This is a genomic window from Actinoplanes sp. NPDC049802, from assembly GCF_040656595.1.
Lineage (GTDB): Bacteria > Actinomycetota > Actinomycetes > Mycobacteriales > Micromonosporaceae > Actinoplanes.
On record NZ_JBFAMR010000007.1, the window covers coordinates 45,915 to 68,754 of the forward strand.

The 22,840-nt window shown below is 71.6% G+C and carries 20 protein-coding genes and 1 pseudogene; 16 read left to right on the forward strand and 5 right to left on the reverse strand.

From position 1 onward, the window contains the following. The first annotated feature begins 115 nt into the window (after positions 1-115). Together AB0I88_RS07120 and AB0I88_RS07125 are read left to right on the forward strand one after the other, a co-directional pair. On the forward strand, positions 116-847 hold the full coding sequence (locus AB0I88_RS07120) for an oxidoreductase (protein ID WP_361019545.1): 732 nt from the start codon (positions 116-118) through the stop codon (positions 845-847). Positions 848-867: 20 nt separating this feature from the next. Further along, complete coding sequence (locus AB0I88_RS07125; protein ID WP_361019546.1) at positions 868-1,344, forward strand: PH domain-containing protein; 477 nt, start codon at positions 868-870, stop codon at positions 1,342-1,344. Between the two features lie 582 nt (positions 1,345-1,926). Here AB0I88_RS07125 and AB0I88_RS07130 read toward each other — a convergent pair. Both AB0I88_RS07130 and AB0I88_RS07135 read right to left on the reverse strand, forming a co-directional pair. Beyond that, positions 1,927-2,727: an HAD-IB family hydrolase gene (locus AB0I88_RS07130; protein WP_361019548.1), complete on the reverse strand. Its 801-nt coding sequence runs from the start codon at positions 2,725-2,727 to the stop codon at positions 1,927-1,929. 307 nt (positions 2,728-3,034) lie between these two features. Further along, positions 3,035-3,391: an STAS domain-containing protein gene (locus tag AB0I88_RS07135; RefSeq protein ID WP_361019551.1), complete on the reverse strand. Its 357-nt coding sequence runs from the start codon at positions 3,389-3,391 to the stop codon at positions 3,035-3,037. 228 nt (positions 3,392-3,619) lie between these two features. Here AB0I88_RS07135 and ssd point away from each other — a divergent pair, with 228 nt between their 5' ends. The 7 genes and pseudogenes from ssd to AB0I88_RS07170 all read left to right on the forward strand — a co-directional run. Then, positions 3,620-4,669, forward strand: a complete 1,050-nt coding sequence (ssd, locus tag AB0I88_RS07140; protein ID WP_361019934.1) for a septum site-determining protein Ssd — start codon at positions 3,620-3,622, stop codon at positions 4,667-4,669. Continuing rightward, entirely contained in the window at positions 4,666-5,829 is a 1,164-nt protein-coding gene (locus AB0I88_RS07145) for a TadA family conjugal transfer-associated ATPase (protein WP_361019554.1), read from the forward strand. Before ssd ends, AB0I88_RS07145 begins: the two co-directional genes overlap by 4 nt. Then, a complete protein-coding gene (locus AB0I88_RS07150) occupies positions 5,826-6,578 on the forward strand; it encodes a hypothetical protein (protein ID WP_361019557.1) in 753 nt (250 codons plus the stop codon). The genes AB0I88_RS07145 and AB0I88_RS07150 overlap by 4 nt, the downstream gene beginning before the upstream one ends. A gap of 391 nt (positions 6,579-6,969) precedes the next feature. Continuing rightward, positions 6,970-7,662: a type II secretion system F family protein gene (locus AB0I88_RS07155; protein ID WP_361019936.1), complete on the forward strand. Its 693-nt coding sequence runs from the start codon at positions 6,970-6,972 to the stop codon at positions 7,660-7,662. Positions 7,663-7,769: 107 nt separating this feature from the next. Then, entirely contained in the window at positions 7,770-7,898 is a 129-nt protein-coding gene (locus AB0I88_RS07160) for a DUF4244 domain-containing protein (RefSeq protein WP_361019938.1), read from the forward strand. Beyond that, positions 7,895-8,257, forward strand: coding sequence for a TadE family type IV pilus minor pilin (locus AB0I88_RS07165; RefSeq protein WP_361019560.1), 363 nt, complete (start codon positions 7,895-7,897; stop codon positions 8,255-8,257). Before AB0I88_RS07160 ends, AB0I88_RS07165 begins: the two co-directional genes overlap by 4 nt. Before the next feature lie 149 nt (positions 8,258-8,406). Further along, a pseudogene (locus AB0I88_RS07170) lies at positions 8,407-8,799 on the forward strand (Rv3654c family TadE-like protein); the annotation flags it as partial. An 81-nt stretch (positions 8,800-8,880) separates the two neighbouring features. Here the strand turns inward: AB0I88_RS07170 and AB0I88_RS07175 are convergent. Next, the gene (locus tag AB0I88_RS07175; RefSeq protein ID WP_361019563.1) at positions 8,881-11,220 is read right to left on the reverse strand and encodes a DEAD/DEAH box helicase; all 2,340 of its coding nucleotides are present in this window, start codon (positions 11,218-11,220) and stop codon (positions 8,881-8,883) included. Positions 11,221-11,334: 114 nt separating this feature from the next. On the opposite strand from AB0I88_RS07175, the gene AB0I88_RS07180 reads away from it, so the two are divergent. The 6 genes from AB0I88_RS07180 to topA all read left to right on the forward strand — a co-directional run bounded on the left by AB0I88_RS07180 (position 11,335) and on the right by topA (position 19,491). Further along, positions 11,335-11,691, forward strand: a complete 357-nt coding sequence (locus AB0I88_RS07180) for an STAS domain-containing protein (protein ID WP_093620099.1) — start codon at positions 11,335-11,337, stop codon at positions 11,689-11,691. Continuing rightward, a complete protein-coding gene (locus AB0I88_RS07185; protein ID WP_361019566.1) occupies positions 11,688-12,128 on the forward strand; it encodes an ATP-binding protein in 441 nt (146 codons plus the stop codon). The genes AB0I88_RS07180 and AB0I88_RS07185 overlap by 4 nt, the downstream gene beginning before the upstream one ends. A gap of 370 nt (positions 12,129-12,498) precedes the next feature. After that, entirely contained in the window at positions 12,499-14,913 is a 2,415-nt protein-coding gene (locus tag AB0I88_RS07190; RefSeq protein ID WP_361019569.1) for a sodium-translocating pyrophosphatase, read from the forward strand. Positions 14,914-15,074: 161 nt separating this feature from the next. Beyond that, a complete protein-coding gene (locus AB0I88_RS07195) occupies positions 15,075-15,605 on the forward strand; it encodes a hypothetical protein (RefSeq protein ID WP_361019572.1) in 531 nt (176 codons plus the stop codon). 31 nt (positions 15,606-15,636) lie between these two features. Beyond that, positions 15,637-16,500 carry a hypothetical protein gene (locus tag AB0I88_RS07200; RefSeq protein ID WP_361019575.1) on the forward strand — a complete coding sequence of 288 codons (864 nt, stop codon included), beginning with the start codon at positions 15,637-15,639 and terminating at the stop codon, positions 16,498-16,500. 192 nt (positions 16,501-16,692) lie between these two features. Continuing rightward, complete coding sequence (gene topA / locus AB0I88_RS07205; protein WP_361019577.1) at positions 16,693-19,491, forward strand: type I DNA topoisomerase; 2,799 nt, start codon at positions 16,693-16,695, stop codon at positions 19,489-19,491. Position 19,492: 1 nt separating this feature from the next. On the opposite strand, the gene AB0I88_RS07210 is transcribed toward topA, so the two are convergent. Further along, positions 19,493-20,788, reverse strand: a complete 1,296-nt coding sequence (locus AB0I88_RS07210) for a D-arabinono-1,4-lactone oxidase (RefSeq protein WP_361019580.1) — start codon at positions 20,786-20,788, stop codon at positions 19,493-19,495. A gap of 160 nt (positions 20,789-20,948) precedes the next feature. Here AB0I88_RS07210 and AB0I88_RS07215 point away from each other — a divergent pair, with 160 nt between their 5' ends. Continuing rightward, on the forward strand, positions 20,949-21,578 hold the full coding sequence (locus AB0I88_RS07215; RefSeq protein WP_361019583.1) for a TetR family transcriptional regulator: 630 nt from the start codon (positions 20,949-20,951) through the stop codon (positions 21,576-21,578). A gap of 1 nt (position 21,579) precedes the next feature. Here the strand turns inward: AB0I88_RS07215 and AB0I88_RS07220 are convergent, their stop codons facing one another. Continuing rightward, the gene (locus AB0I88_RS07220) at positions 21,580-22,785 is read right to left on the reverse strand and encodes an amino acid deaminase/aldolase (protein ID WP_361019585.1); all 1,206 of its coding nucleotides are present in this window, start codon (positions 22,783-22,785) and stop codon (positions 21,580-21,582) included. Positions 22,786-22,840: the final 55 nt, after the last annotated feature.

Genomic DNA, 22,840 nt, shown 5'->3' on the forward strand with positions numbered 1-22,840 from the left:
GGTGTCGTGCGCGCGCTGACCGGCGAATAGATGCTCGCTACTGCGCGAATCCTGCCAGTTCCACGCTCGTTTGTGCACCCCATGTTTCCGGCGCCTTACCGGTTACCGTGTTCAGGTGGATCCACTTGCACCCTTGCTCGACCTCGCCGACGTGGGGCCCGCCTTCGCGAGCGCACGCGACGCCGTCGACGCCGCACACCGGCACCGGGCTCTGCGTAAACACGGCGGCCAGGTCGCCGCGGAGGCCAGCCTCCGGGCCGCCGTCGCCAGCGCGGCGCTCGACGGCAGCCGCTACGACCTCGAGGAGGTTCGCGGCGGCACGGTCACCGACCCGGTCGTCCAAGGCGCGCTCCGGGTCGCCGAGGCGCTCCCCGGCCTGGTCGACCTCTGGCCCCGCGCACCCCGGCAGGTGCTGGCCAAACTGCACGTGCTCGCCGCCCGGGGCGTCGTCCACGACCACGACCTCGGCCGCCTCACCTCCGGCGCCGAGCGGATCGACGCGCTCGCCGGGCTGATCGCCGGAAACGACACCACCCCACCGATGCTGCTCGCCGCCGTGGTGCACGCCGAGCTGATCACCCTGCGCCCGTTCGCCGGGCCGGCCGGCATCGTGGCCCGGGCCGCCGCCCGTCTCACCCTGATCGGGCGGGGCTTCGACCCCCGCGGCCTGGTCACGGCCGAGGTGGGTCACCTATCCCGAGAGCCGGAGTACGTGGGATCGGCCGGCGCCTACGCCACCGGCACCACCGACGGGGTCCGATCCTGGCTGCGCCACTACGCCGCGGCGATCACAACCGGTGCCGAGGAAATCGTCATCATCGGAGACGGTGTACTGGCCTCGGTCTGACCGGCGGCATACTTTCTTCCGTGGGTTCGCACTGGGTCCGCCCGTACACGCCGGGCAACGGCCGTTGGCTCGTCATCGTCTGGGAAGCCGTCGCACTGGCGCTGCTCACCTGGGCCTCGATCCGCCAGTTCGACCTGATCGGGCACGGGGTGCGGGCGGTCGCCTGCACCCTCGCCGCGGTCTGGGTGATCGGCGCCTGGCGCATCCTCCAGCACGGCGTCTACGTGAGCAGCGACGGCGTGCTCATCCGCGGCCTGCTGCGGTCGCGGAGCATGCGATGGCGTGAGATCGCCGGCGTGCACCTGCACCAGTCCACCCACAAGCTCGGCCGGTGGGAGCTACAGAACGACACGACCGTGCTGATCGAGCGGCACGACGGCGCCACCGTGAACACCGAACTGTGGGCCCAGGGCGTCGACTTCCACACCCGGCCCAAACTCTTCCGCGCCGTCTACCAGGAGATCCGCAACCGGCACCGGGCCGCCGCCGAGCACTGAGCCCGGTGGCCGCGGCGGAACTCTGAGGCGAGCGCCGGGCGCGGCGTCGCGGGGCCTGAGACAGGAAGAGCCGGCGTCCCTCACGGGGGCGCCGGCTATGCGCGTCCAGACCGGGTTATCAAGCGTGCACCTGGGTCGTTGTCGACGGTCCTGACGCTCATCCGAGCGGAGGTCCCGCCGCAACGTGCCTGCCGTGGCTGATCGCGCGTGGGTTCCCGGTGGCCGTGCACGGTGCCCGATGATTCCGGGCCCGCGAGTCATTTCTACGCCGCTTGCCGCTTGATCACCAGATTTCGGACGAGAAGAAGGCAGTAAGGGCAATACTCAGCCCAATGGTCCCGGCTGCCACCGGTCTTTTGTGCCACCGGCTGGCCGTGGGGGTTGTCTCCGTGCGCTTGAGGCAGCCCGAGTGCCAGCCCGATCCTGGCCGGCCGTGCGGTGGGGCGGCCGGCTGGGGGTTGAGGCAGCCCTGAGGGACAACTGGACCCACCACTCATGCCCGGCGGGCGCGGCACGGTCTGGAGTGGCAGATGCTCGCGGGTCCTCCACGGCGGGTTCGGGTAGGCGTACCGAAAATGGGGTTCAGGCAACCGCGGCGCGGGTCCGGCGATGGCGGCCGTAGAGCGCCACGCCGATGGCCACGCCGACGCCGACGCCCAAGGCCGCGGCGACCGGCACGGCCGGGCGGTCACGCAGGCGCCTACCGAGGGGTACGGGGTGGCGGAACTCCAGAACCGGCCAGGACCGGAGGGCGGCGACCCGGCGCAGGGCCCGATCCGGATTGACGGCGCTCGGGTGGCCGACCGCCTCCAGCAACGGCAGGTCACTGCTGGAATCCGAGTAGGCGTAACACTCGGTGAGGTCGTAGCCCCGCTCCTCGGCCAGCCGCTTGACGCCGACGACCTTGGCCGGGCCGGCGGAGTAGAACTCGACGGCCCCGCTGTACCGCCCGTCGACGATGGCCATCCGGGTGGCGATCACATCGGTGATGCCCAGCAGCGCGCCGATCGGGCGGACCATCTCGTCGCCGGAGGCGGACACCAGCACGACATCACGGCCGGCCGCCTGATGCTCGGCGATCAGCGCGGCCGCCTCGGCGTAGACATAGGGATTGATCAGATCGTTGAGGGTCTCCGCGACGATCTGCTGCACCTGCTCGACCCGCCAGCCCTTGCAGAGGGCCGCCATGTAGTCGCGGGTGCGGGCCATCGACTGCTCGTCGGTGCCGCCGCCGAGCCGGAACATCAGCTGCGCATAGGCGGTCTTCACCACGTCACGGCGGCTGATCAGCCCATCACGATAGAACGGCCGTCCGAAGGCCAGAGCACTGGACTTGGCGATGACGGTCTTGTCGAGGTCGAAAAACGCGGCGCTCAGGCCCACGGGCCGAAAGTGTAGCCGCAACCTGTGCGCAACGACTGCCCCGCGTCTGCGATGAGCCCCTCGGTGACAGGCCGTGAGAACGGTCAGACGGGCAGGAGCGTCGCACGGAGCCACAATCGGTACTCGACGGGGGACAGAGTCTGAGGCAAACTTGTGTTTGCCTCCGGGTTCTGTGTTGATGTGGTTGCACCCGGTGATCTCGACCCTCGGCGATCGCGCCCCCCGTGATCGCCGAGTGATTCGGCTCGACCCCCCCGGAGCCGAATCCCAGGGCGGCCCCCGTCTCCCCCGACGGGGGTCGTTCCTTTCACACCCCGGACGCCTGGCTGTGCTCCTCGTCGCGGTCCTCATCGATCAGGCCGAAGAAATCGGAGAGGCCGGTCACCGACAGCACCCTCCGGAACGTGTCGCTCGGGTTGATCACCTTGAAGGTCACGCCCTTGCCCGTGGCGGTGCGGTAGCCCTCGATCAGCGCGCCGAGGCCCGTCGAGTCGATGAACGTGGCATCGCGCAGATCCACGTGGATGATCGCGGGGGACCACTCGGTGACCGCGTCGTGAATGCCCTGGGCCACTCCGTCGGAGTTCGAGAAGTCGATCTCTCCCCGCACCGTGACCATGACCGACCCGTCATCGGCGCGCGTCGTCCGGATCGAGTTGTCCATGCCAGCTCCATCGGTCCGTGTGGCACCCAAAGATACCCAACCCGGCCTCGGGCATGCCTGTCGCTTATCAGATCACCGCCGCGTGTGGCGATTATCCACAGGGCCTGCGGTTATCCACAGCCGAGGCGGGGTGCGGTTGTCGTGGCCGTACGGGTCCGGCGACGGTGGGCGCCCAACCCCCGCCGCCCCGCTGGAGACCAGATGCCCGCTCCGCGCCGTCCCCTCATCGTGACCGCCGACCAGGACCTGCTCGACGACCTGCTGCGCCTCGCCGCAGCCGGTGGCAGCGAGGTCGAGGTCGCCCCCGACCCGGCGGCCGCCCGCGCCCGCTGGACCGGCGCGCCCCTCGTGCTGGTCGGCGCCGACCAGGCCGTCGCCTGCCTGCGAGCCCGGATGCCCCGGCGGTCCCGGCTGATCCTGGTCGGCCACGCCGGCACGGCCGAGCCGGCCTTCACGGTGGCCGACCTGATCGGCGCCGACAACGTGGCGGTCCTGCCGGAGGCGGAGCCCTGGGTGGTCGACCGGTTCGCCGGGCGGGACCACCAGCCCGCGACCTCGCGGACCGTCGCGGTGATCGGCGGGCGCGGCGGCGCCGGGGCGAGCATCCTCGCGGCCGGGCTGGCCACCACCGCGGTCCGCTCCGGCTATCGGACCCTGCTGGTCGACGCCGACCCGTTGGGCGGCGGCCTCGACCTGGTCCTCGGCTGGGAACAGGTGGACGGGATGCGCTGGCCCGCCCTGGCCGGCGCCGACGGACGGGTCGACCCGCCCACCCTCCTCGGGGCCCTACCGCACCGCGGTGATCTGGTGCTGCTCTCCTTCGACCGGGACGAACTGCCCGGAGTGCCGGTCGAGGCGATGGCGGCCGCCCTCGACGCGGCCCGCCGCGGCCGCGACGTCATCGTCGCCGACCTGCCCCGGCAGCTCGACGACGCGGCCGTCCTCGCGCTCCAGGCGGCCGAGCGCACGCTGCTCGTCGTCCCGGCCGAGCTGCGGGCCACCGCGTCGGCGGCCCGGATCGCGGCCACCGTGGCGGTCCACTGCGACGACATCGCGGTGGTGGTGCGCGGTCCGGCGCCCGGCCGGCTGAGAGCGCGGGACATCGCCCGCGTGCTGGGCCTTCCGCTCGCCGGGACGTTGCGGCCCGAGCCCGGCGTCTGCCAGGGCATCGAACGCGGGACAGCGCCGACCGCGGACGGCAAAGGACCGCTCGCCGATCTCTGCCGGCGGCTCGTCGGCGAAGTGATGGCCACGGGCCCGAAGGCGGCCGCGGCATGAACGAGCGGGTCACCGACCGGGTGCGGAGACGGTTCGCGTACGAGGGGGTCGAGGCGACACCGGCCGCCGTGGTGAACGCCGTCCGGCAGGAGACCGCGGTGCTCGGCGACACGGCCGTGCTGCGGCTCGCCGGCCAGGTGCGGGACGAGCTGATCGGCGCCGGCCCGCTGGCACCGCTGCTCGCCGACCCCGCCGTCACCGATGTGCTGGTCAACCGGCTGCAGGTGTGGGTGGACCGGGGCGCCGGGCTGGAACGTGCGGCGATCCGCTTCGGCGACGGCGACGAGGTGCGACGGCTCGCCCAGCGGCTGGTCGCGGCCTGCGGGCGGCGGCTCGACGACGGCCAGCCGTATGCGGACGCGCGCCTGCCCGACGGCACCCGCCTGCACGCCGTGCTACCGCCCGTCGCAACGAGCGGGCCGTACCTGTCGTTGCGGACCTTTCGGCAACGGCCGTTCAGCCTCGCCGACCTGGTTCAGCACGGTGCCGTCGAACCGGCCGCCGCCGAGGTGCTGACGGCGGTGGTGGCGGGGCGGCTGGCGTACCTGGTGACCGGCGGCACCGGCAGTGGCAAGACCACGATGCTCGCCACCCTGCTCGGGCTGGTGCCGTCCACCGAGCGGATCGTGCTCGTCGAGGACGCCGCCGAACTGCGGCCGGTGCATCCGCATGTGGTGGCGCTTCAAGCGCGTACCGCCAATGTCGAGGGCGCCGGTGCCATCGGGCTCACCGACCTGGTCCGGCAGGCGCTGCGGATGCGGCCCGACCGGCTCGTCATCGGGGAGTGCCGGGGCGCCGAGATCGTCGACCTGCTCGGCGCGCTCAACACCGGCCACGAGGGCGGCGCCGGGACACTGCACGCCAACGCGCCCGGGGACGTGCCGGCCCGGCTCGAGGCGCTCGGGCTGCTCGGTGGACTGCCCCGCGCCGCGCTGCACGCTCAAGTGGTGGCGGCGCTCCAGGTGGTGCTGCACGTCCGGCGTACCGGTGCGGGGCGGATGCTGGAGTCGATCAGCGTGCTCGTGCCGTCGGGGCGGGAGCGGCTCGCCACCGTGGTGCCGGCGTGGCGGCGGGACCGCGGGCCCGGTCCGGGTGCCGAGGTGCTGGCCCGGCTGCTCACCGAGCGGGGGATCACGGTCCCCGAGGTGCTTCGGCCGTGACCTGGCTGCTCGTGACGTCGCTGGTGGCAGGGATGTTCCTGGTCGCCCGGCCGGAAGGCGGAGCGCGCGACCGGCTGACCGGGCGGCGATCCGCCCGGCTGGATCTCACCGGGGTCCGGCGCGTGCTCACCGCTGTGCAGGCCGGGCCCGTGTGGCGGCCGGCCATCGGCGCCGCGGTCCTCGCCGGGCTGGGAGCCGGATCCGTCGGCGGTCCGGTCGCGGCCGTCGTGGCGGGCGCCTACGCGGGCCTCGGCATTCACGAATGGAAACGCCTGGACCAGCGGAAACGGGCGACGACTCGCCGGATGACCACATTGGACGAGCTGACGTCGCTGGTCGCCGACCTACGAGCCGGCATCCCGGCGGCCGTGGTGGCGGACACCGCGGCGAGTGAGGCACGACTGGCCGGGGACGAGCGGATCCAGCGGCTGACCGTGGCGGTGTGGCGCCTCGCCGAACACACCGGTGCGCCGGCCGCCGACCTGCTCGAGCGGATCGAGTCGGACGCCCGGGAGACCGGTCGTCTCGCCAAGAAGGCGGGTGCTCAGGCGGCCGGAGCACAGGTCACCGCCGGGCTGCTCGCGGTACTGCCGTTCGCCGGGATCGGGGCGGGATATGTGCTGGGTGGCGACCCGATGGACGTCCTGTTGCACACGCCCGGTGGCGCCGCGTGCGCGATCGGCGCGCTGGTTCTTCAGTGCTGCGGCCTGAAGTGGGCGCAGCGGATCGGCGAGCGGGTGCTGCGATGACCCCGGTGTGCGGGGTGGCGGAGCTGCTGCGGCCCGGCGGCCCGGTCCGGGTGCCGCTGCGCGAGTGCTGCGCGGCCGCCCTGGTCGGTGCGGGCGGTGAGGACTCAGCCTGCGCCGCCGCCCGGCCGCTGCGCCGGGAAGGGCCGGGGCCGGCGAGTGTGGCTGCGGCTGGGCCGTTGCGCCGGGAGGCGGCGGGGCCGGCGAGTGTGGCCGTGGCTGGGCCGTTGCGCGGGGAAGGGGCGGGGCCTGCGAGTGTGGCTGCGGCTGGGCCGCCGCGCCGCGAAAGGGCTGGGTTCGAAAGGCCCGTTTCTTCTGCTGCCGGGCCGCCGCTCGGTGCAGCGGCCGGGCCTGACGACGGGCTGGGACGGCGCGCCGAGGTGGCCCGGTGACCATGATCGTGGTGGCCGTTTGTGCCGCGCTGGCCGCCGCGCTGGTGATGCTTCCCGCGGGACGGCGGCGGTTGCCGCGTCCCCGGTCTCGGCAGCCCGGCGGGCCGCGGACCCGGGTGCTGCTGTCGGTGCTGGCCGGACTGGCCGTCGCCGGCCTGCTCGGTGGCCGCTGGGGGATCCCCCTGGGTCTCGCGGCCGGCCTCGGGACCGAACGATTCCTGCGTGGCCGGGAGCCGGCCGACGTCCGCCGCGAGCGCCGCGAAGCGCTTGCCGACCTGCCGCTCGGTGCGGATCTCCTGGCCGCCGCTCTGCAGGGCGGCACCTCGGTGGACCGGTCGATCGCCGCCGTGGCCGACGCCCTCGGCGGGCCGCTCGGCGACCGGCTTCAGCGGGTGGCCCGGTCGCTGCGGCTCGGGGCGAGCCCGGCCGAGGCGTGGGCGCACCTGGCCGGGGTGCCGCAGAGCGAGCGGATGGTCGCCGCGGCCGTGCGTTCCAGTGCGAGCGGCGGTGCCCTGGCCGGTGCGCTGGAACGGTTCGCCGGTGATCTGCGGGCTGAACGGGCCGTCGAGAACGAAGCCGCCGCCCAACGGGCGAACGTCCTCATCGTGCTGCCGCTCGGGCTGTGCTTCCTGCCGGCCTTCGTACTCGCCGGCCTGGTGCCGACGATGGTCGCGATCCTCCGCGACGTGCTGTGAAACCCGGTACGGCGTGTCCGGCGCCGTACCCGACCGACCGAGGAGGTCCTGTGCACAAACTCATCGCCCACTACCGGCGGCTCCAGGCGGAAGCCGGGGACGCCGGGATGAGCACCGCCGAATACGCCGTGGCCACCATCGCCGCGGTGGCCTTCGCCGGTGTCCTGCTCAAGGTCGTCACGAGCGGGGCCGTGCAATCGGCGTTGAGCGCGCTCATCGCCCGGGCGCTGAAGTGAGACGGCGCCGGTGGCCCGGCCGGGACCGGGGTTCGTTCACCGCCGAGCTCGCGGCCGGGCTGCCGGCGCTGATGGTGCTGCTCAGTGCCGGGATCACGGCCGTCACCGCGGTGGCGACCCGGATGCAGTGCCTGGACGCGGCCCGGGAGGCCGCACTGGCCGCTGCTCGGGGCGAACCTGCCGGCGCGGCGGCCCGGACGGCGCCGGAAGGCGCCACCGTCCGGGTGTCCGGGGGCGGCGACTCCGTCACGGCCGAGGTGTCGGCGCCGGTCCGGGTGTTCGGGACCGGCCTGCCCGGGATGACCGTGCGGGCGAGCGCCCACGCGGCCCGCGAGCCGGACGGGCCGGCGATTCCGTGAGGGGCCCACGACCGAGGGTTTCCGGCCGGCGGGACCGCGCACGCGGGCGGAACGGCGATTCCGTGAGGCCGGCGGGACCGCGCACGCGGGCGGAACGGCGATTCCGTGAGGGCCGGCGGGACCGCGCACGCGGGCGGAACGATGATCTCGTGAGGGCCCGCGACCGAGGGTTTCCCGAGGGCGGGGAACCTTCTGCCAGGTGGGACCGCGCACATGGACGGGACGGTGACTCCCGCGACCGCGGGTCGGCGACGATCCTGGTGGCGGCCGTCGGATCGGTTCTGATCGTGCTGGCGGCGGGCCTGGCCGCCGTCGGCGCCGCCCGGGTGGCTCGCCACCAGGCCAAGGTGGCGGCCGACTTCGGCGCCCTGGCCGGTGGAGCGCATGCCATCGAGGGCCAGGAGGCGGCCTGCGCCACGGCACGGCGTTACGTCGAGGCCAACGGGGCCCGGATGACCGGCTGCGCCGTCTCCGGGCTGGAGATCGTGGTTCGGGCCGAGGTCCGATTCGATCTCGCCCCTCTCGGTGCGGAGGCGGCTTCGCGGGCCGGGCCGGTCACTCCCGTCGCATTCGGTCCCGCACGGCTTCCGGCGCGAAGGGGGACGGCGGCGTCCGCTGCCCGGTCACCCGGGCGGGAGAGCCGCGAGGACGATGTCGAGGACCTTCACGGCGTCCTCCTTGCTGAGCGGGTTGTTGCCGTTCCCGCACTTCGGGGACTGTACGCACGACGGGCATCCGGCATCGCAAACGCACGACGCGATCGCCTCGCGGGTCGCGTGCAGCCACTCCGCCGCGGCGCCGTAGGCCCGTTCGGCGAATCCGGCGCCGCCCGGATGACCGTCGTAGACGAAGACGGTCGGCGCCTCGGTGTCGGCGTGGTTGGCCGTGGACAGCCCGCCGATGTCCCACCGGTCGCAGGTGGCGATCAACGGCAGCAGGCCGATCCCGGCATGTTCGGCGGCGTGCAGTGCGCCCGGGAACTCGCTCGGCTCCACCCCGGCCGCGGTCAGCGCCCGCGGCGAGACGGTGAACCAGACGGCGACGGTGCGCAGTTCCCGCGCCGGCAGGTCGAGCGGTCGCGTGTCGATGACCTCGCCGCTGCCGATCCGCCGCCGCTGGTAGGAGACGACCTGGTTGGTCACGTCCACCTCGCCGAGGAACAAGCCGACCGGGCCGGCGTCCACGTACGACCGAACGCTCACCACCGAGAGATTCGTCACATCCCGGGCGTGCGTGGTCCAGTCCGGTTCCTCCTGGTGGACAAGGGCGATGGCGTCCTCCAGATCGAGGTCGTCCACCACGTACGACACGCCTTGGTGGAGGTAGACGGCCCCCGGGTGGAGCATCACGTGCGACGAGCCGGGGTCGACCGTGCCGAGCAGCCGGCCGGTCGCCGCCTCGACGACCGCCACCGGGGCCCCGCCGGTTCCGCGCAGGTCCACCTCGGGCCGCCCGCGATGGGTCCAGTACCAGCCGGACGGCCGCCGCCGCAGCACCCCCTCGGCGGCCAGCCGCTGGACGATCTCCACCGACGCGTCGCCGAAGAGCGCCAGGTCGGCGTCGGTGAGCGGCGCCTCGGACGCGGCGCAGCACAGTTGCGGGCCGAGCACGTACGGGTTCGCCGGGTCCAGCACGGTGGCCTCGACCGGTCGCCCGAACACGGCCTCCGGATGGTGCACCAGGTAGGTGTCGAGCGGATCGTCCCGGGCCACCAGTACAGCGAGCGCCTCCCCGCCGGCCCGCCCGGCCCGGCCCGCCTGCTGCCACAGCGACGCCCGGGTGCCCGGATAGCCGCAGATCAGCACGGCGTCCAGCCCGGCCAGGTCGACACCGAGCTCGAGTGCGTTGGTGGAGGCCAGCCCGAGCAGTTCGCCGGAGAGCAGCGCCCGTTCGATGGCCCGCCGGTCTTCCCGCAGGTAACCGGCCCGGTAGGCGGCGACGCGGTCGCCGAGCCCGGGAACGGCTTCGTTCAGCGACTGCCGGGCCAGCGAGGCGACCACCTCGGCCCCGCGCCGGGACCGGACGAAGGCGAGCGTGCGGGTGCCGGCCACGACCGCGTCGGTGAGCAGGTCGGCGGTCTCCCGCAGCGCGGACCGCCGAATCGGCGCCGCCTCCTCGACGGCCACGTCCTCCGGGCCGTCGAAGACCGGCAGCAGCGGCGGCTCCCACAGGGCGAAGGTGACGGCGCCGCGCGGGGAGGCGTCGTCGGTCACCGCGGTCACCGGCAGGCCGGTCAGCCGGGACGCCGATCCGGCCGGATCGCCCGACGTGGCGGAGGCCAGCACGAAGGTGGGGGAGGCGCCGTAGCGGGCCGCCGCCCGGCGCAGCCGCCGCAGCACGTGCGCCACGTGCGAGCCGAACACACCGCGGTACGTGTGACATTCGTCGATCACCACGTACCGAAGCCGGCGGAGGAAGACCCCCCAGCGGCTGTGGCCCGGCAGCAGGCTGTGATGCAGCATGTCGGGGTTGGTGAGCACGAAGCGCGAGTGCTGCCGGATCCACTCCCGTTCCTCGCGCGGGGTGTCACCGTCGTAGGTGGCCGGCCGCACCCCGTCGACTCCCAGCCGCACCAGACCACGCAGCTGGTCGGCGGCGAGCGCCTTGGTGGGTGACAGATACAGCACTGTCGCCTTAGGGTCCGTGGCGAGCGCGTTGAGCGCCGGCAGTTGGTAGGCGAGCGATTTGCCCGACGCCGTACCGGTGGCCAGCACCACATGGGCGCCCTCCCAGGCGAGGGTGGCCGCGGTCGCCTGGTGTTCCCACGGTGCGGCGATCCCCTGCGCGACGAGGGCGGCACGCACCGCGGGGTCGGTCCATGCGGGCCACGGCGCCGTGCGGCCGGCACGGGCGGGCACCCGCTCGATGTGCGTGACCGGCGACACCGCCGTTCCAGTGGTGCGGGCCCGCAGCCGGTGCAGCAGTTCAGCAGGACCGAAGGCGGTGGAGGTCACGCATTGCACTGTGACACCGGTATGCCCCGAACCTCAAACGGGTAGGACGGGTGGGTGCCACGCGTCGGCCCCGATCGGTCGGTGGTTAGATTTCGCGGGGGGAGAGATCAGGGAGGAGGACCGATGGAGCTGTCACTCACGACCCGGACCGTCGCCGAGCACACCGTGCTGGAGGTCGGCGGTGAGGTGGATGTCTACACCGCCCCCCGGCTGCGCGAGCGGCTGATCGAGTTGGTGGACGCGGGCGCCCGTGACGTTGTCGTCGATCTGGAGCGGGTGGACTTCCTCGATTCGACCGGGCTGGGCGTGCTGGTCGGCGCTTTGAAGCGGCTGCGTACCGCGCACGGTACTTTCGGTCTCGTCTGCGCCAAGGAGCCACTTCTCAAGATCTTCCGGATCACCGCTCTGGATCAGGTCTTCCCGATCTTCCCGACCGTCGATGCGGCCACCGAGCGCGACGGCAGCGGTCCCGCTTCGTGATGGCGACCGTTCGGCTCTCCTTCTCTCCGGCTCCGGTGCATGTGCGCACCGCCCGGCTCGTCGGCGTCGCCGTGGCCCGGCGCGCCGGCGTGGCGGAGGAGCTGCTCGACGAGGTCCGGCTCGCCATCGGTGAGGCCTGTACCCGGGCGGTCACTCTGCATCGCCAGTACGGCCTCACCGACCTCGTCACGGTGGAGATGTCCGACTCGGACTCGTACACCGTCCGGGTCATCGATCACGCGCCGATCGAGGCGAGCGTGGGCCTGGCCAAGTTGCCGCCGGACGAGCTGGCGGCGGAGAGCCTCACCGACGACGCGCTCACCACCGGTGTGGGGTTCGCGCTGCTCGCCGGTTTCGTCGACGACTTGCAGGTGCGCCCGGTGGATGACGGCCCGGGCACCGAGGTTCGGATGGTCTGGCCGGTCGCCCGCCGCTGACCTGTGGTGACGGCCTGCTTTCGGGCTGTCCGTCTCGCCGCGCCCACCAACGTGCGTCGCACGCAAGGGCCACGTTGACCCCGATTCGTGGGATCTTTACCGGAATTTCCAGCAACCGGCCGGGATTTGCGCCAGGCTGGCGCTGATCTGCGCCGTAGATCAAATCCCGCGATAACATAACGGCGATCGTCACCGCGACACGGCCGGTTCACTATGTGACGACCAACACGTAAGCCCTATACAGTACGCGAGTTATCAGCTACTGCTGGCCCGCGTCCGCGGGTCTGGTCGGTCGTTCCCCGGCTCCCACGGGGAATGCGCCCGGGGAACTCGTCCGTATCCCGGGTGCCATCGGTGTAGGAGGACAAAGATGTCCGGGACCTCGATAGACCTCGCCGCTGATGGCGGCGGAGTGTCCCTGAGCGGCTCAAACGTCACATTCGTCGTCGTCGCGCTGGTGTTCGCCCTGGTGGCCTTGGGCTTCGCCGCCGCGTTCGTTCAATCGGTGCTGCGTAACGCGCGTGGCACCCAGAAGATGCAGGAGATCGCCGGCGCGGTGCAGGAGGGCGCCTCGGCGTACCTGTTCCGGCAGTTCAAGACCCTCGGCATCTTCGTCGTCATCGCGGTCGTCCTGCTGTTCTTCCTGCCGGTGCACGAGACGGACAACGAGACCTGGGTCAAGATCGGCCGGTCGTTGTTCTTCATCGTCGGCGCGGTGTTCAGTTCGTTCATCGGCGGCGCCGGCATGGCGCTGGCCACCCGGGCCAATCTGCGGGTCGCCGCCGCGGCCGGTGAGCAGGGCGGCCGGGAGAAGGCGATGGGCATCGCCTTCCGCACCGGTGGTGTGGTGGGCTTCCTGACCGTCGGTCTCGGCCTGTTCGGTGGCGCGCTGGTCGTGTTGATCTTCCGTGGCGACGCGCCCACCGTCCTGGAGGGCTTCGGCTTCGGCGCCGCACTGCTGGCCATGTTCATGCGGGTCGGCGGTGGCATCTTCACGAAGGCCGCGGACGTCGGCGCCGACCTGGTCGGCAAGGTTGAGCAGGGTATTCCGGAGGACGACCCGCGCAACGCCGCGACCATCGCCGACAACGTGGGCGACAACGTCGGTGACTGCGCCGGCATGGCCGCCGACCTGTTCGAGTCGTACGCCGTGACCCTGGTCGCCGCCCTGATCCTGGGTTCGGCGGCGTTCGGTCAGGACGGCCTGATCTTCCCGCTGATCGTCTCCACGATCGGTGTGGTGATCGCGATCGTCGGTGTCTTCATCACCCGTCTGCGGGCCAGTGACCGCAGCGGCCTGACCGCGATCAACCGGGCGTTCTACATCTCGGCCGCGATCTCCGCGGTCGCGGTGGCCGTGGTGAGCTTCGTCTACCTGCCGGACACCTTCGCCGGGTTCGGTGACGCGGGCATCGCCGAGGACATCCTGAACAGCGGCCGGAACCCGCAACTGGTCGCGATCGGCGCGGTCGTGATCGGCATCGTGCTGGCCGCCGCCATCCAGGCGCTGACCGGCTACTTCACCGAGACGAACCGGCGCCCGGTGCAGGACATCGGCAAGTCGTCGCAGACCGGTCCGGCCACCGTCATCCTGGCCGGTATCAGTGTCGGCCTGGAGTCGGCGGTCTACTCGGCGCTGCTGCTCGGCGCGGGCGTCTTCGGCGCCTATCTGCTGGGCGGCTCGTCGCTGACGCTGTCGCTGTTCGCCGTGGCGCTGGCCGGCACCGGCCTGCTCACCACGGTCGGTGTCATCGTGGCGATGGACACCTTCGGCCCGATCTCGGACAACGCGCAGGGCATCGCCGAGATGTCCGGTGACATCGACGAGCGGGGCGCCCAGATCCTCACCGAGCTGGATGCGGTCGGCAACACCACGAAGGCGATCACCAAGGGCATCGCGATCGCGACCGCGGTGCTGGCGGCCACGGCGCTGTTCGGGTCGTACACCAACAGCCTGGCCAGCTCGCTGACCGAGGCCGGGGTGGCGAACGTCGGCGCCGAGATCCTCGAGCAGCTGAACATCTCCAACCCGCGGGCGCTGGTCGGCCTGCTGGTCGGCGCGGCAGTGGTGTTCCTCTTCTCCGGCCTGGCGATCAACGCGGTCTCGCGTTCGGCCGGTGCGGTCGTGATGGAGGTCCGGCGGCAGTTCCGGGAGTTCCCGGGGATCATGGACGGCACCCAGCGGCCCGAGTACGGCCGGGTCGTCGACATCTGCACCCGGGACGCGCAGCGTGAGCTGCTCACGCCCGGCCTGCTGGCGATCACCGCGCCGATCGCGGTGGGCTTCGGTCTCGGCCCGGGCGCGCTGGCCGCGTACCTGGCCGGCGCGATCGGCACGGGCACGCTGATGGCGGTCTTCCTGTCCAACTCCGGTGGCGCGTGGGACAACGCGAAGAAGCTGGTGGAGGACGGCGCCTTCGGTGGCAAGGGCTCCGAGGCGCACGCCGCCACGGTCATCGGCGACACCGTCGGCGACCCGTTCAAGGACACCGCCGGCCCGGCGATCAACCCGCTGATCAAGGTGATGAACCTGGTCTCGCTGCTGATCGCCCCGGCCGTGGTGACCTGGACCTACGGCGCGGACGCGAACACCCCGGCGCGGGTCGGTGTCGCGGTCGCGGCGGTCGCGATCGTCGCGACCGCGGTGTTCTGGAGCAAGCGCAAGCCGATCTCGATGGGTGACGAGCCCGCAGCGGCGGCCGCGGCCGGCGCGTCCGACACGGCCAAGGCTATGCAGGACGCCCGCACCACGGAGTCGTCCCGGATCAAGGACAACGTCTCCTGAATCCGGTCCGGCGAGGACGAAAGGCACCCGGTTCTGCCGGGTGCCTTTCGTCTGAATCCCCGCGATTCGCCGGCGGTGCCCGCCCGCCGGCGCCACCTCGGGAGCCTCGATGACTCTATCGAGGTGTGTGGAGTATCCGGCCCTAGTCGTACCCTGCTTCCATGCGCGCGGTCCGACCGATCACCCTGGCTCTCGTCCTCGTGCTTGCCGCACCCTTGGCCGGCTGTTCCAGCCAGCCGGGGCCACAGGCCTGGGCGGCGCTGGTGTGCACCGCTCTGAGCCCGTGGCGCAGCGAGATCGACACCCTCACCAGCCGAACCCAGCAGCAGATGACGGCCGAGACCACGCCGGCCCAGGCGAAGGAGAATCTGGCCCGGCTCTTCGACGGCGCCGCGACCGCGAGCGAGCAGGCGCGGGCCGGGGTGGAGAAGGCCGGGGTCCCCGATGTCACCAACGGCGAGCAGATCGCCGACGGCTTCCTGGGCTCTCTCGCCGGCATCCGGGACGCCTACGGTACCGCCCGCACCGGCATCGAGGCACTCGCCACCAGTCCGGCCAAGAGCTTCTACACCGAGGTCGCGCGGGTCGTCGAGAAGCTCACCACCGACTACGAGCTCAGCAGCCTGGACACCGCGAAGCTGGAGTCGGTCGAGCTGAGACAGGCCTTCGACTCCCTTCCCGAATGCCAGTGATGAGACTCCCCGCCCGAATGCCAGTGATGAGATGACCGAGACCGGCTGGCCGCTGATCCCGCGCGACGCGCTGCCTTCGTCGATCCCGGTGGAGAGGAAACACGCCCCGCGCGGTGTGCCCGGCCCGCCGGGTGGGCGCCAGTTGTCGATGTTCGGCGCGGAGACCACCGAGCCGTCACCGGCCGATCTGGCCGGTCTGCTGGCCGGGCCCGGCCGTCTCGGCCGGATGGGGGGCACGGCCCGCGTCACGGTCCGGGTGGATGCCGCATGGCGCGTCCACGTCCTGGTCAGCGAGCTGGCCGCGCGCGATCTCAAGGCCACCTGGGCTCAGATCCCACCCGATGGGGTACGCGAGGAGCCCACCGATTCCGCGCAAGAGGCGGCCACCCCCGGGCCCGCCGCGGATGAGCCGCCCGACCCGGAGCCGATCGGCGACGAGTCGCTCGACACAGAAACAGCCGGTGACGACTCGCTCGACACGCAGCCGCCCGACACTGAGGCGATCGACACAGCCGGACTCGAAGAGGAACCGGAGGAACCGCCCCTTCCGATCTTCGAAGTGCGTACGGCGTACTCCCGGAGGTTGAATGGTCTTGCTCTCGCCTGGCCGGAGGCATCCGCGCAGCTCTTTCTCTCCGGGCCGCGGATGAGGCTGTGGACGGCCGCCGCCGGTGGCCCGTTCCCGGGTGGGTTCGCGCTGGGCCTGGACCCGGCGAAGGACCCGGAGGTGGTGGCGGCCGCGCTGGTCCGGGCCGGTCTGGCGGGCCGGGTGTCGGATGACGGACGTCGGTGGCTGATCACCGGCCGACGGCGTCTGCGCAGGCTGGCCGAGCTGGTCGGCGAGCGCCCTTCATCCGCGCCGGAGGATTTCTGGCCGGGCGACGGAGTCGCATGATCTTCGGTGATTGTGTCCGACATAACAGTGTCTTCCCGGTGTACGGTGTCGCGGTCAGACGCATGCGGTGGCCGGACCGTTACCATCCGACTGCGGGGTTCCCTGGGAATGCAGTCTTGTCCGGCGCGTTACGTTGAACGTCTGTGCTCCGCCAGACGGAGCAGGGAGCGCTGAAGGTCAATAAGGAGTGCCGTGCCGAGTGACACCAGGACGACCCGTCTGGTCATCGTCGAGTCCCCGTCGAAGGCCAAGACGATCGCCGGTTACCTGGGCCCCGACTATCTGGTCGAGGCCTCGGTCGGTCATATCCGCGACCTGCCGAAGAACGCCGACGAGGTGCCCGAGGCGTTCAAGGGGCAGCCTTGGGCACGGCTGGGCGTCGACGTCGACAACGGCTTCCAGGCGCTCTATGTGATCTCCGAGGGCCGTAAGCAGCAGGTCGCCAAGCTCAAGCGCCTGGCCCGCGAGGTGGACGAGATCTTCCTCGCCACCGATGAGGACCGCGAGGGCGAGGCCATCGCCTGGCACCTGGTCGAGACGATCAAGCCCAAGGTGCCGGTCAAGCGGATGGTCTTCCACGAGATCACCAAGCCGGCCATCCAGGCCGCGGTGGCGAACCCGCGGGACATCGACCGTTCTCTGGTGGACGCGCAGGAGGCCCGCCGCATCCTGGACCGGCTGTACGGCTACGAGGTCAGCCCGGTCCTGTGGAAGAAGGTGATGCCGAGGCTCTCCGCAGGGCGTGTGCAGTCCGTCGCCACCCGCATCGTCGTCGAGCGTGAGCGGCAGCGGATGGCGTTCCGTTCCGCGGAGTACTGGGACATCCTGGCCCACCTGGCCGTGCAGGGTCAGGTGGAGGGCCCGCGGGCGTTCCAGGCCACCCTGATCGCGCTGGACGGCGACCGGATCGCCACCGGCAAGGACTTCGAGCCCACCACCGGGCAGCTCAAGACCGGTTCCACGGCGGTGCAGCTGGACGGTGACGGCGCCCGTGGGCTGGCCGCCCGTCTGGAGGGCCGGCCGTTCACCGTCACCCGGGTCGAGGAGAAGCCGTACCGTCGGCGGCCGTACGCGCCGTTCATCACCTCGACGCTCCAGCAGGAGGCGGCGCGCAAGATGCGCTACTCCTCGCAGCAGACGATGCGTACCGCCCAGAGCCTGTACGAAAAGGGTTACATCACCTACATGCGTACGGACTCGGTGAACCTCTCCGAGACCGCGGTGGCCGCCGCCCGCCGCCAGATCGCCGAGCTGTACGGGGCGAACAACGTGCCGCCGCAGCCGCGGAAGTACACCACCAAGGCCAAGGGCGCGCAGGAGGCGCACGAGGCGATCCGCCCGGCCGGGGACAATTTCCGCACCCCGGGCGAGGTGGCCAAGGAGCTGAGCGGCGACGAGTTCCGGCTCTACGAGCTGATCTGGCGCCGGACCATCGCGTCGCAGATGACCGACGCGGTCGGTAACTCGGTCAGCGTCCGGATCCGCGCGGTCACCACCGCGAACGAGGAGGCCGACTTCGCCGCCTCCGGCAAGACGATCACCGATCCCGGCTTCCTGCGGGCGTATGTGGAGTCCTCGGACGACGAGGGCGCCGAGGCGGAGGACGCGGAGCGGCGCCTGCCGAACCTGGTGAAGGATCAGCCGCTGACCGCCGACGACCTGAACGCGGTGGGCCACCACACCACGCCGCCCGCCCGCTACACCGAGGCGTCGCTGGTCAAGGCCCTCGAGGAGCTCGGCATCGGCCGGCCGTCGACGTACTCGTCGATCATGCAGACCATCCAGGACCGTGGGTATGTGGAGAAGCGCGGCCAGGCGATGATCCCGTCGTTCCTGGCGTTCGCGGTGATCGGCCTGCTCGAGGGGCACTACCCGCGGCTGGTGGACTACAACTTCACCGCCGCCATGGAGGGCCAGCTCGACGACATCGCAGCCGGTGATCACACCCAGCTCGCCTTCCTCACCTCCTTCTACTTCGGGAGCCAGGAGACCGGCGCGGACGCCGAGATCGCCAAGGCCGGCGGCCTGAAGAAGATGGTCACCGAGAACCTCAGCGCGATCGACGCCCGCGAGGTCAACTCGATCCCGCTGTTCGTCGACGAGGAGAACCGGAAGGTCGTCGTCCGGGTCGGCAAGTTCGGGCCGTACCTCCAGCGCAGGGCGGCCCAGGTGGCCGAGGGCGAGGACGAGGCGGCCGAGGACCGTGCCTCGATCCCGGAGGGTGTCGCCCCCGACGAGCTGACGCCGGAGCGGGTCGGGGAGCTCTTCCTCGCCGGCAACGGCGACCGGACGCTCGGCGACGACCCGGCGACGAGCGAGCCGGTCCTGGTCAAGTCCGGCCGTTTCGGGCCGTACGTGCAGTCCGGTGAACGCAAGTCGTCGCTGTTCAAGTCGCAGTCGCCGCAGACGGTGACCCTGGAGCAGGCGTTGCAGCTGCTCTCGCTGCCGCGGGTGGTGGGCAAGGACGCCGACGGCAACGAGATCATCGCGCGGAACGGCAAGTACGGCCCGTTCATCCAGCGGGAGAAGGACTCGCGTTCGCTGGACAGCGAGGAGCGGCTCTTCACGGTCACCCTGGAGGAGGCGCTGGCCATGCTGGCCGCGCCGAAGGCCCGGGGGCAGCGCGGGGCGGCCAAGCCGCCGCTGCGCGAGCTGGGCCCGGACCCGGTGACGCAGAAGCCGATGGTGGTCAAGGACGGCCGCTTCGGGCCGTATGTGACCGACGGTGAGACGAACGCCACACTGCGTCGTGGGCAGACTCCCGAGGAGCTGACCCCGGAGCAGGCGTCCGAGATGCTCGCCGAGAAGCGGGCCAAGGGTCCGGCGGCACCGCGGAAGCGGGCTCCGGCCAAGAAGGCTCCGGCGAAGAAGGCTCCGGCCAAGAAGGCGGCCGCCGAGGGTGGCGAGGCGCCGGCCAAGAAGGCGGCGGCGAAACGTGCGGCCCCCGCGAAGAAGGCCGCCCCGCGCAAGGCGGCCACCTCCGCCGAGTGAGCTATCGGCCCAGGACCCTCACCAGGTAGTCGTTGGAGAAGACCCGGTGGGGGTCCAGCCGGTCGCGCACGGCCAGGAAGTCGTCGAATCGGGGGTACGCGGGACGCAGCGACTCCGCGTCCCGATAGTGCAGTTTGCCCCAGTGCGGGCGGCCGCCCAGCGGCGTGCAGAGCTTCTCGAAGGCCCGGAAGTACGGCTCGTACGGGCTGCCGATGAACTGGTGCACGGCGACGTAGGCGGACTCCCGGCCGTACCCGTGCGAGAGCCACACGTCGTCCGGACCGGTGAACCGCACCTCGACCGGGAACTGCACCCGGAACGGCAGCGCGTCCAGCAGTCCCGGGAGCGCTGCGAGGACTTCGGGCAGGGCGGCGCGCGGGATCTCGTACTCCATCTCGGTGAACCGGACCCGCCGGGGTGAGCAGAAGACCTGGTCGGACCGGCCGGTGTAGGTCCGCGGGCTGAGCGCGCGGGCCGAGACGGCGCTGAGCGCCGCAACCGTGCCGGGGAAGCGCCGTCCCAGCGTGCAGACGCCCTGCCAGACGGTGTTGGACAGGAAGTCGTCGTCGAGCCAGCCGCGGAACCTCGACAGCGGCCGGTCGTCGGCCGCCATCCGCCGGTTGCGTTTGAGCTGCGCCCGGTCGGTGTAGGGATACCAGAAGAACTCGACGTGGTCGTCGTTCGCGATCCAGTCGTCCATCCCGGCGAGGATGTCGGCGAGCGCCATCGGCCGTTCGTCGGCGAGCAGCGTGAACGCCGGCACGCACCGCAGTGTGACGTCCACCAGCACCCCGAGCGCGCCGAGCCCGAGTCGCGCCGCCGGGAAGCCGGGGTCACCGTTGGTGAACCGTTCCACCGACCCGGCGCCGGTCACCATGGTCACCGCCTCGACGCAGGACGCCAGGGTGGAATAGGCGATCCCGGTCCCGTGGGTGCCGGTGGAGATGGCGCCGGCGACCGTCTGCGCGTCGATGTCGCCCAGGTTCGGCATGGCCAGCCCGTGTTCGGCGAGCACCGTGTTGAGTGTGGACAGCGGCATCCCGGCCTGCACGGTCACGAGCGGCCCGTCGACCCCGAGCAGGCCGTTGAGCCGGTGCACGTACATCCGCTGATCCTCGGCGACGGCGATCGGTGTGAACGAGTGGCCGCTGCCGACCACCTTGATGCGGCGGCCGCTTTCGGCGGCCTGCTTCACTTGGGTGGCGACCTCGTCGACGCCGCCGGGAAGCAGCACCTCGGCGATCGATTCCTGGTTGCGTCCCCAGTTGCTCCAGCGGCGGGAGTTGACGCTAGTCATTCCGGGCTTTGTCCTCCGTCCGAGCGGACACCGGCACGCGGCGTCCCGTCGATGCGGCTCGCTCGTTGATCCGAGTAACGTTCGATTTAACGATGAGTTTCATTCATGACTGTGGAGATGGTCATGGATGAGCCTCACTGCTGAGAGGGAGTGGCGACGCGTGTCGACACCAACCGTCAGCACCGGCCCGCTGCGGCGGGTTCCGGTGCAGGGCAGAAGCGTTGCCCGGGTACAGCGCATGCTCGACGCCTGCGCCGAGCTGGTGGACGAGGTGGGCTATGAGGGCTTGACCACGACGTTGCTCGCGGAGCGCGCTGAGGTCGCCATCGGCTCGGTCTACCAGTTCTTCCCGGACAAACGGGCCATCGTTCAGGCCCTCGCTCTGCGCAACATGGACGCTTATCTGCACAGTCTCTCCGACCGGTTCGCCAGTGAGACCTTCGCCCATTGGTGGGACGCGGTCGACGCCGCCATCGACGCCTACATCCACATGCACCGCAGCGTCCCGGGTTTCCGGACGCTGCACTTCGGTGACGTGGTCGACCTGCACCTGCTGGACTCGGACCGGGACAACAACGCGGTCATCGCCGAGCGCCTCGCCGAGCTGCTGATCGAGCAGTTCAAGCTGGCCGACCGGTCCCGTCTGCGGTTCGCGCTGCAGATCTCGGTCGAGGCGGCGGACGCGCTGATCAAGCTGGCCTTCCGCCGGGACCCGACCGGGGACGAAGAGGTGCTGACCGAGGCCAAGGCGTTGATAAGGGAATACCTGCACCGCCACGTGTCGGCCTGACTCAGCCCAGGAAGGCACGGCCTTCTCCTCGGTAGGTGGGGGCCGGCGCCGCTGTCTCGCCGTCGATCAACTGCAACTCGTTGACGTGCTCGCACAGCTCGCCGGCCTTGGCATGCCGGAACCACACCCGGTCGCCCGGGCGCAGCCGTTCGGCGGCCGCGCCCAGCAGCGGCGTCTGCACCTCACCGGCGCCCTCGTCGGTCTTGAACCGGAGGCCCTCGGGCAGCCACGGGACCGGCAGACGGGACGGCTCGGGAGCGCCCGAGGCGATCCAGCCGCCACCCAGCACGGTGGCGATCCTGGGCGCCGGACGCCGCACCACGGAGAGGGCGAAGAACGCCGCCGGCGTCGGCTGCCAGCTCCGGTAGGTGTCGAAGAGGGTGGGGCCGTAGAGGCCGGAACCCGCGGTGACCTCGGTGACCGCGGGATCGGAGCTGGTCGCGGCCACACTGCCGGTGCCACCGCCGTTGACGAACTCGAGGTCGGCGTGTTCGCGGACCGCCCGGACCGCCGCGGCACGTCGCCGCAGCAGCTCGGGGAACGCGCGGCTCTGCATCATCCGGATGGCCCGCGCCCGTAGCGCCTGGCCGGGCGGGTTGTCGCCGACCCCGGCGATGTGCGCCTCGTAACACATCAGCCCGACCAGCCGGAATCCCTTCCGCCCGGCGATCTTCCGGGCCAGGTCGCCCGCTTGCGCGGCCGAATGCACCGGAGACCTGCGCACCCCGATGTGCAGCGGCCCGGCGGGACGCCAGGACGCATCAAGATCAAGACATAGGCGTACGGGTGAGCGCGCGTCCGGAGCGGCGACCTGATCGACGAGATCCAGCTGGGACGGGTGGTCCACCATGATCGTGATCGTGGCGGCCAGGTCCGGATCGGCGGCCAGTTCGCCCAGTGCCGTGCGGTCCGCGGTGGGATAGGCCACCAGGACGTCACCGGTCACGCCGGCACGCACCAGCCAGATCGCCTCGGGCAGGGTGTAGGCCATCACGCCATGCCAGCCCGGCTTGGCCAGCACCCGCTCCAGCAGAGCCCGGCAGCGCACCGACTTGCTGGCGACCCGGATCGGTTTGCCGCCGGCCCCGGCGCTCAGGCGCTCCGCGTTGTCGTCGAAGGCGGCCAGGTCCACCACCGCGACCGGGGTCTCCAGATGGCCGGTGGCGCCGTCGAGTCGCCGGCGCAGGCCGGTGCGGTCTGTGAGCACGCGAGCACGGTATCCCGTGATCCGGGCAACACGAAAGACATTCATCTCTGCTCCA

Bases quoted from the DNA above. Each gene is read 5' to 3' on its own strand.
- AB0I88_RS07135 (WP_361019551.1), bottom strand. From the start codon at position 3,391: ATGGACAACTCGATCCGGACGACGCGCGCCGATGACGGGTCGGTCATG.
- AB0I88_RS07145 (WP_361019554.1), top strand. From the start codon at position 4,666: ATGAACGAGCGGGTCACCGACCGGGTGCGGAGACGGTTCGCGTACGAG.
- AB0I88_RS07155 (WP_361019936.1), top strand. From the start codon at position 6,970: ATGATCGTGGTGGCCGTTTGTGCCGCGCTGGCCGCCGCGCTGGTGATG.
- AB0I88_RS07160 (WP_361019938.1), top strand. From the start codon at position 7,770: ATGAGCACCGCCGAATACGCCGTGGCCACCATCGCCGCGGTGGCCTTC.
- AB0I88_RS07180 (WP_093620099.1), top strand. From the start codon at position 11,335: ATGGAGCTGTCACTCACGACCCGGACCGTCGCCGAGCACACCGTGCTG.
- AB0I88_RS07190 (WP_361019569.1), top strand. From the start codon at position 12,499: ATGTCCGGGACCTCGATAGACCTCGCCGCTGATGGCGGCGGAGTGTCC.
- AB0I88_RS07195 (WP_361019572.1), top strand. From the start codon at position 15,075: ATGCGCGCGGTCCGACCGATCACCCTGGCTCTCGTCCTCGTGCTTGCC.
- AB0I88_RS07200 (WP_361019575.1), top strand. From the start codon at position 15,637: ATGACCGAGACCGGCTGGCCGCTGATCCCGCGCGACGCGCTGCCTTCG.
- AB0I88_RS07210 (WP_361019580.1), bottom strand. From the start codon at position 20,788: ATGACTAGCGTCAACTCCCGCCGCTGGAGCAACTGGGGACGCAACCAG.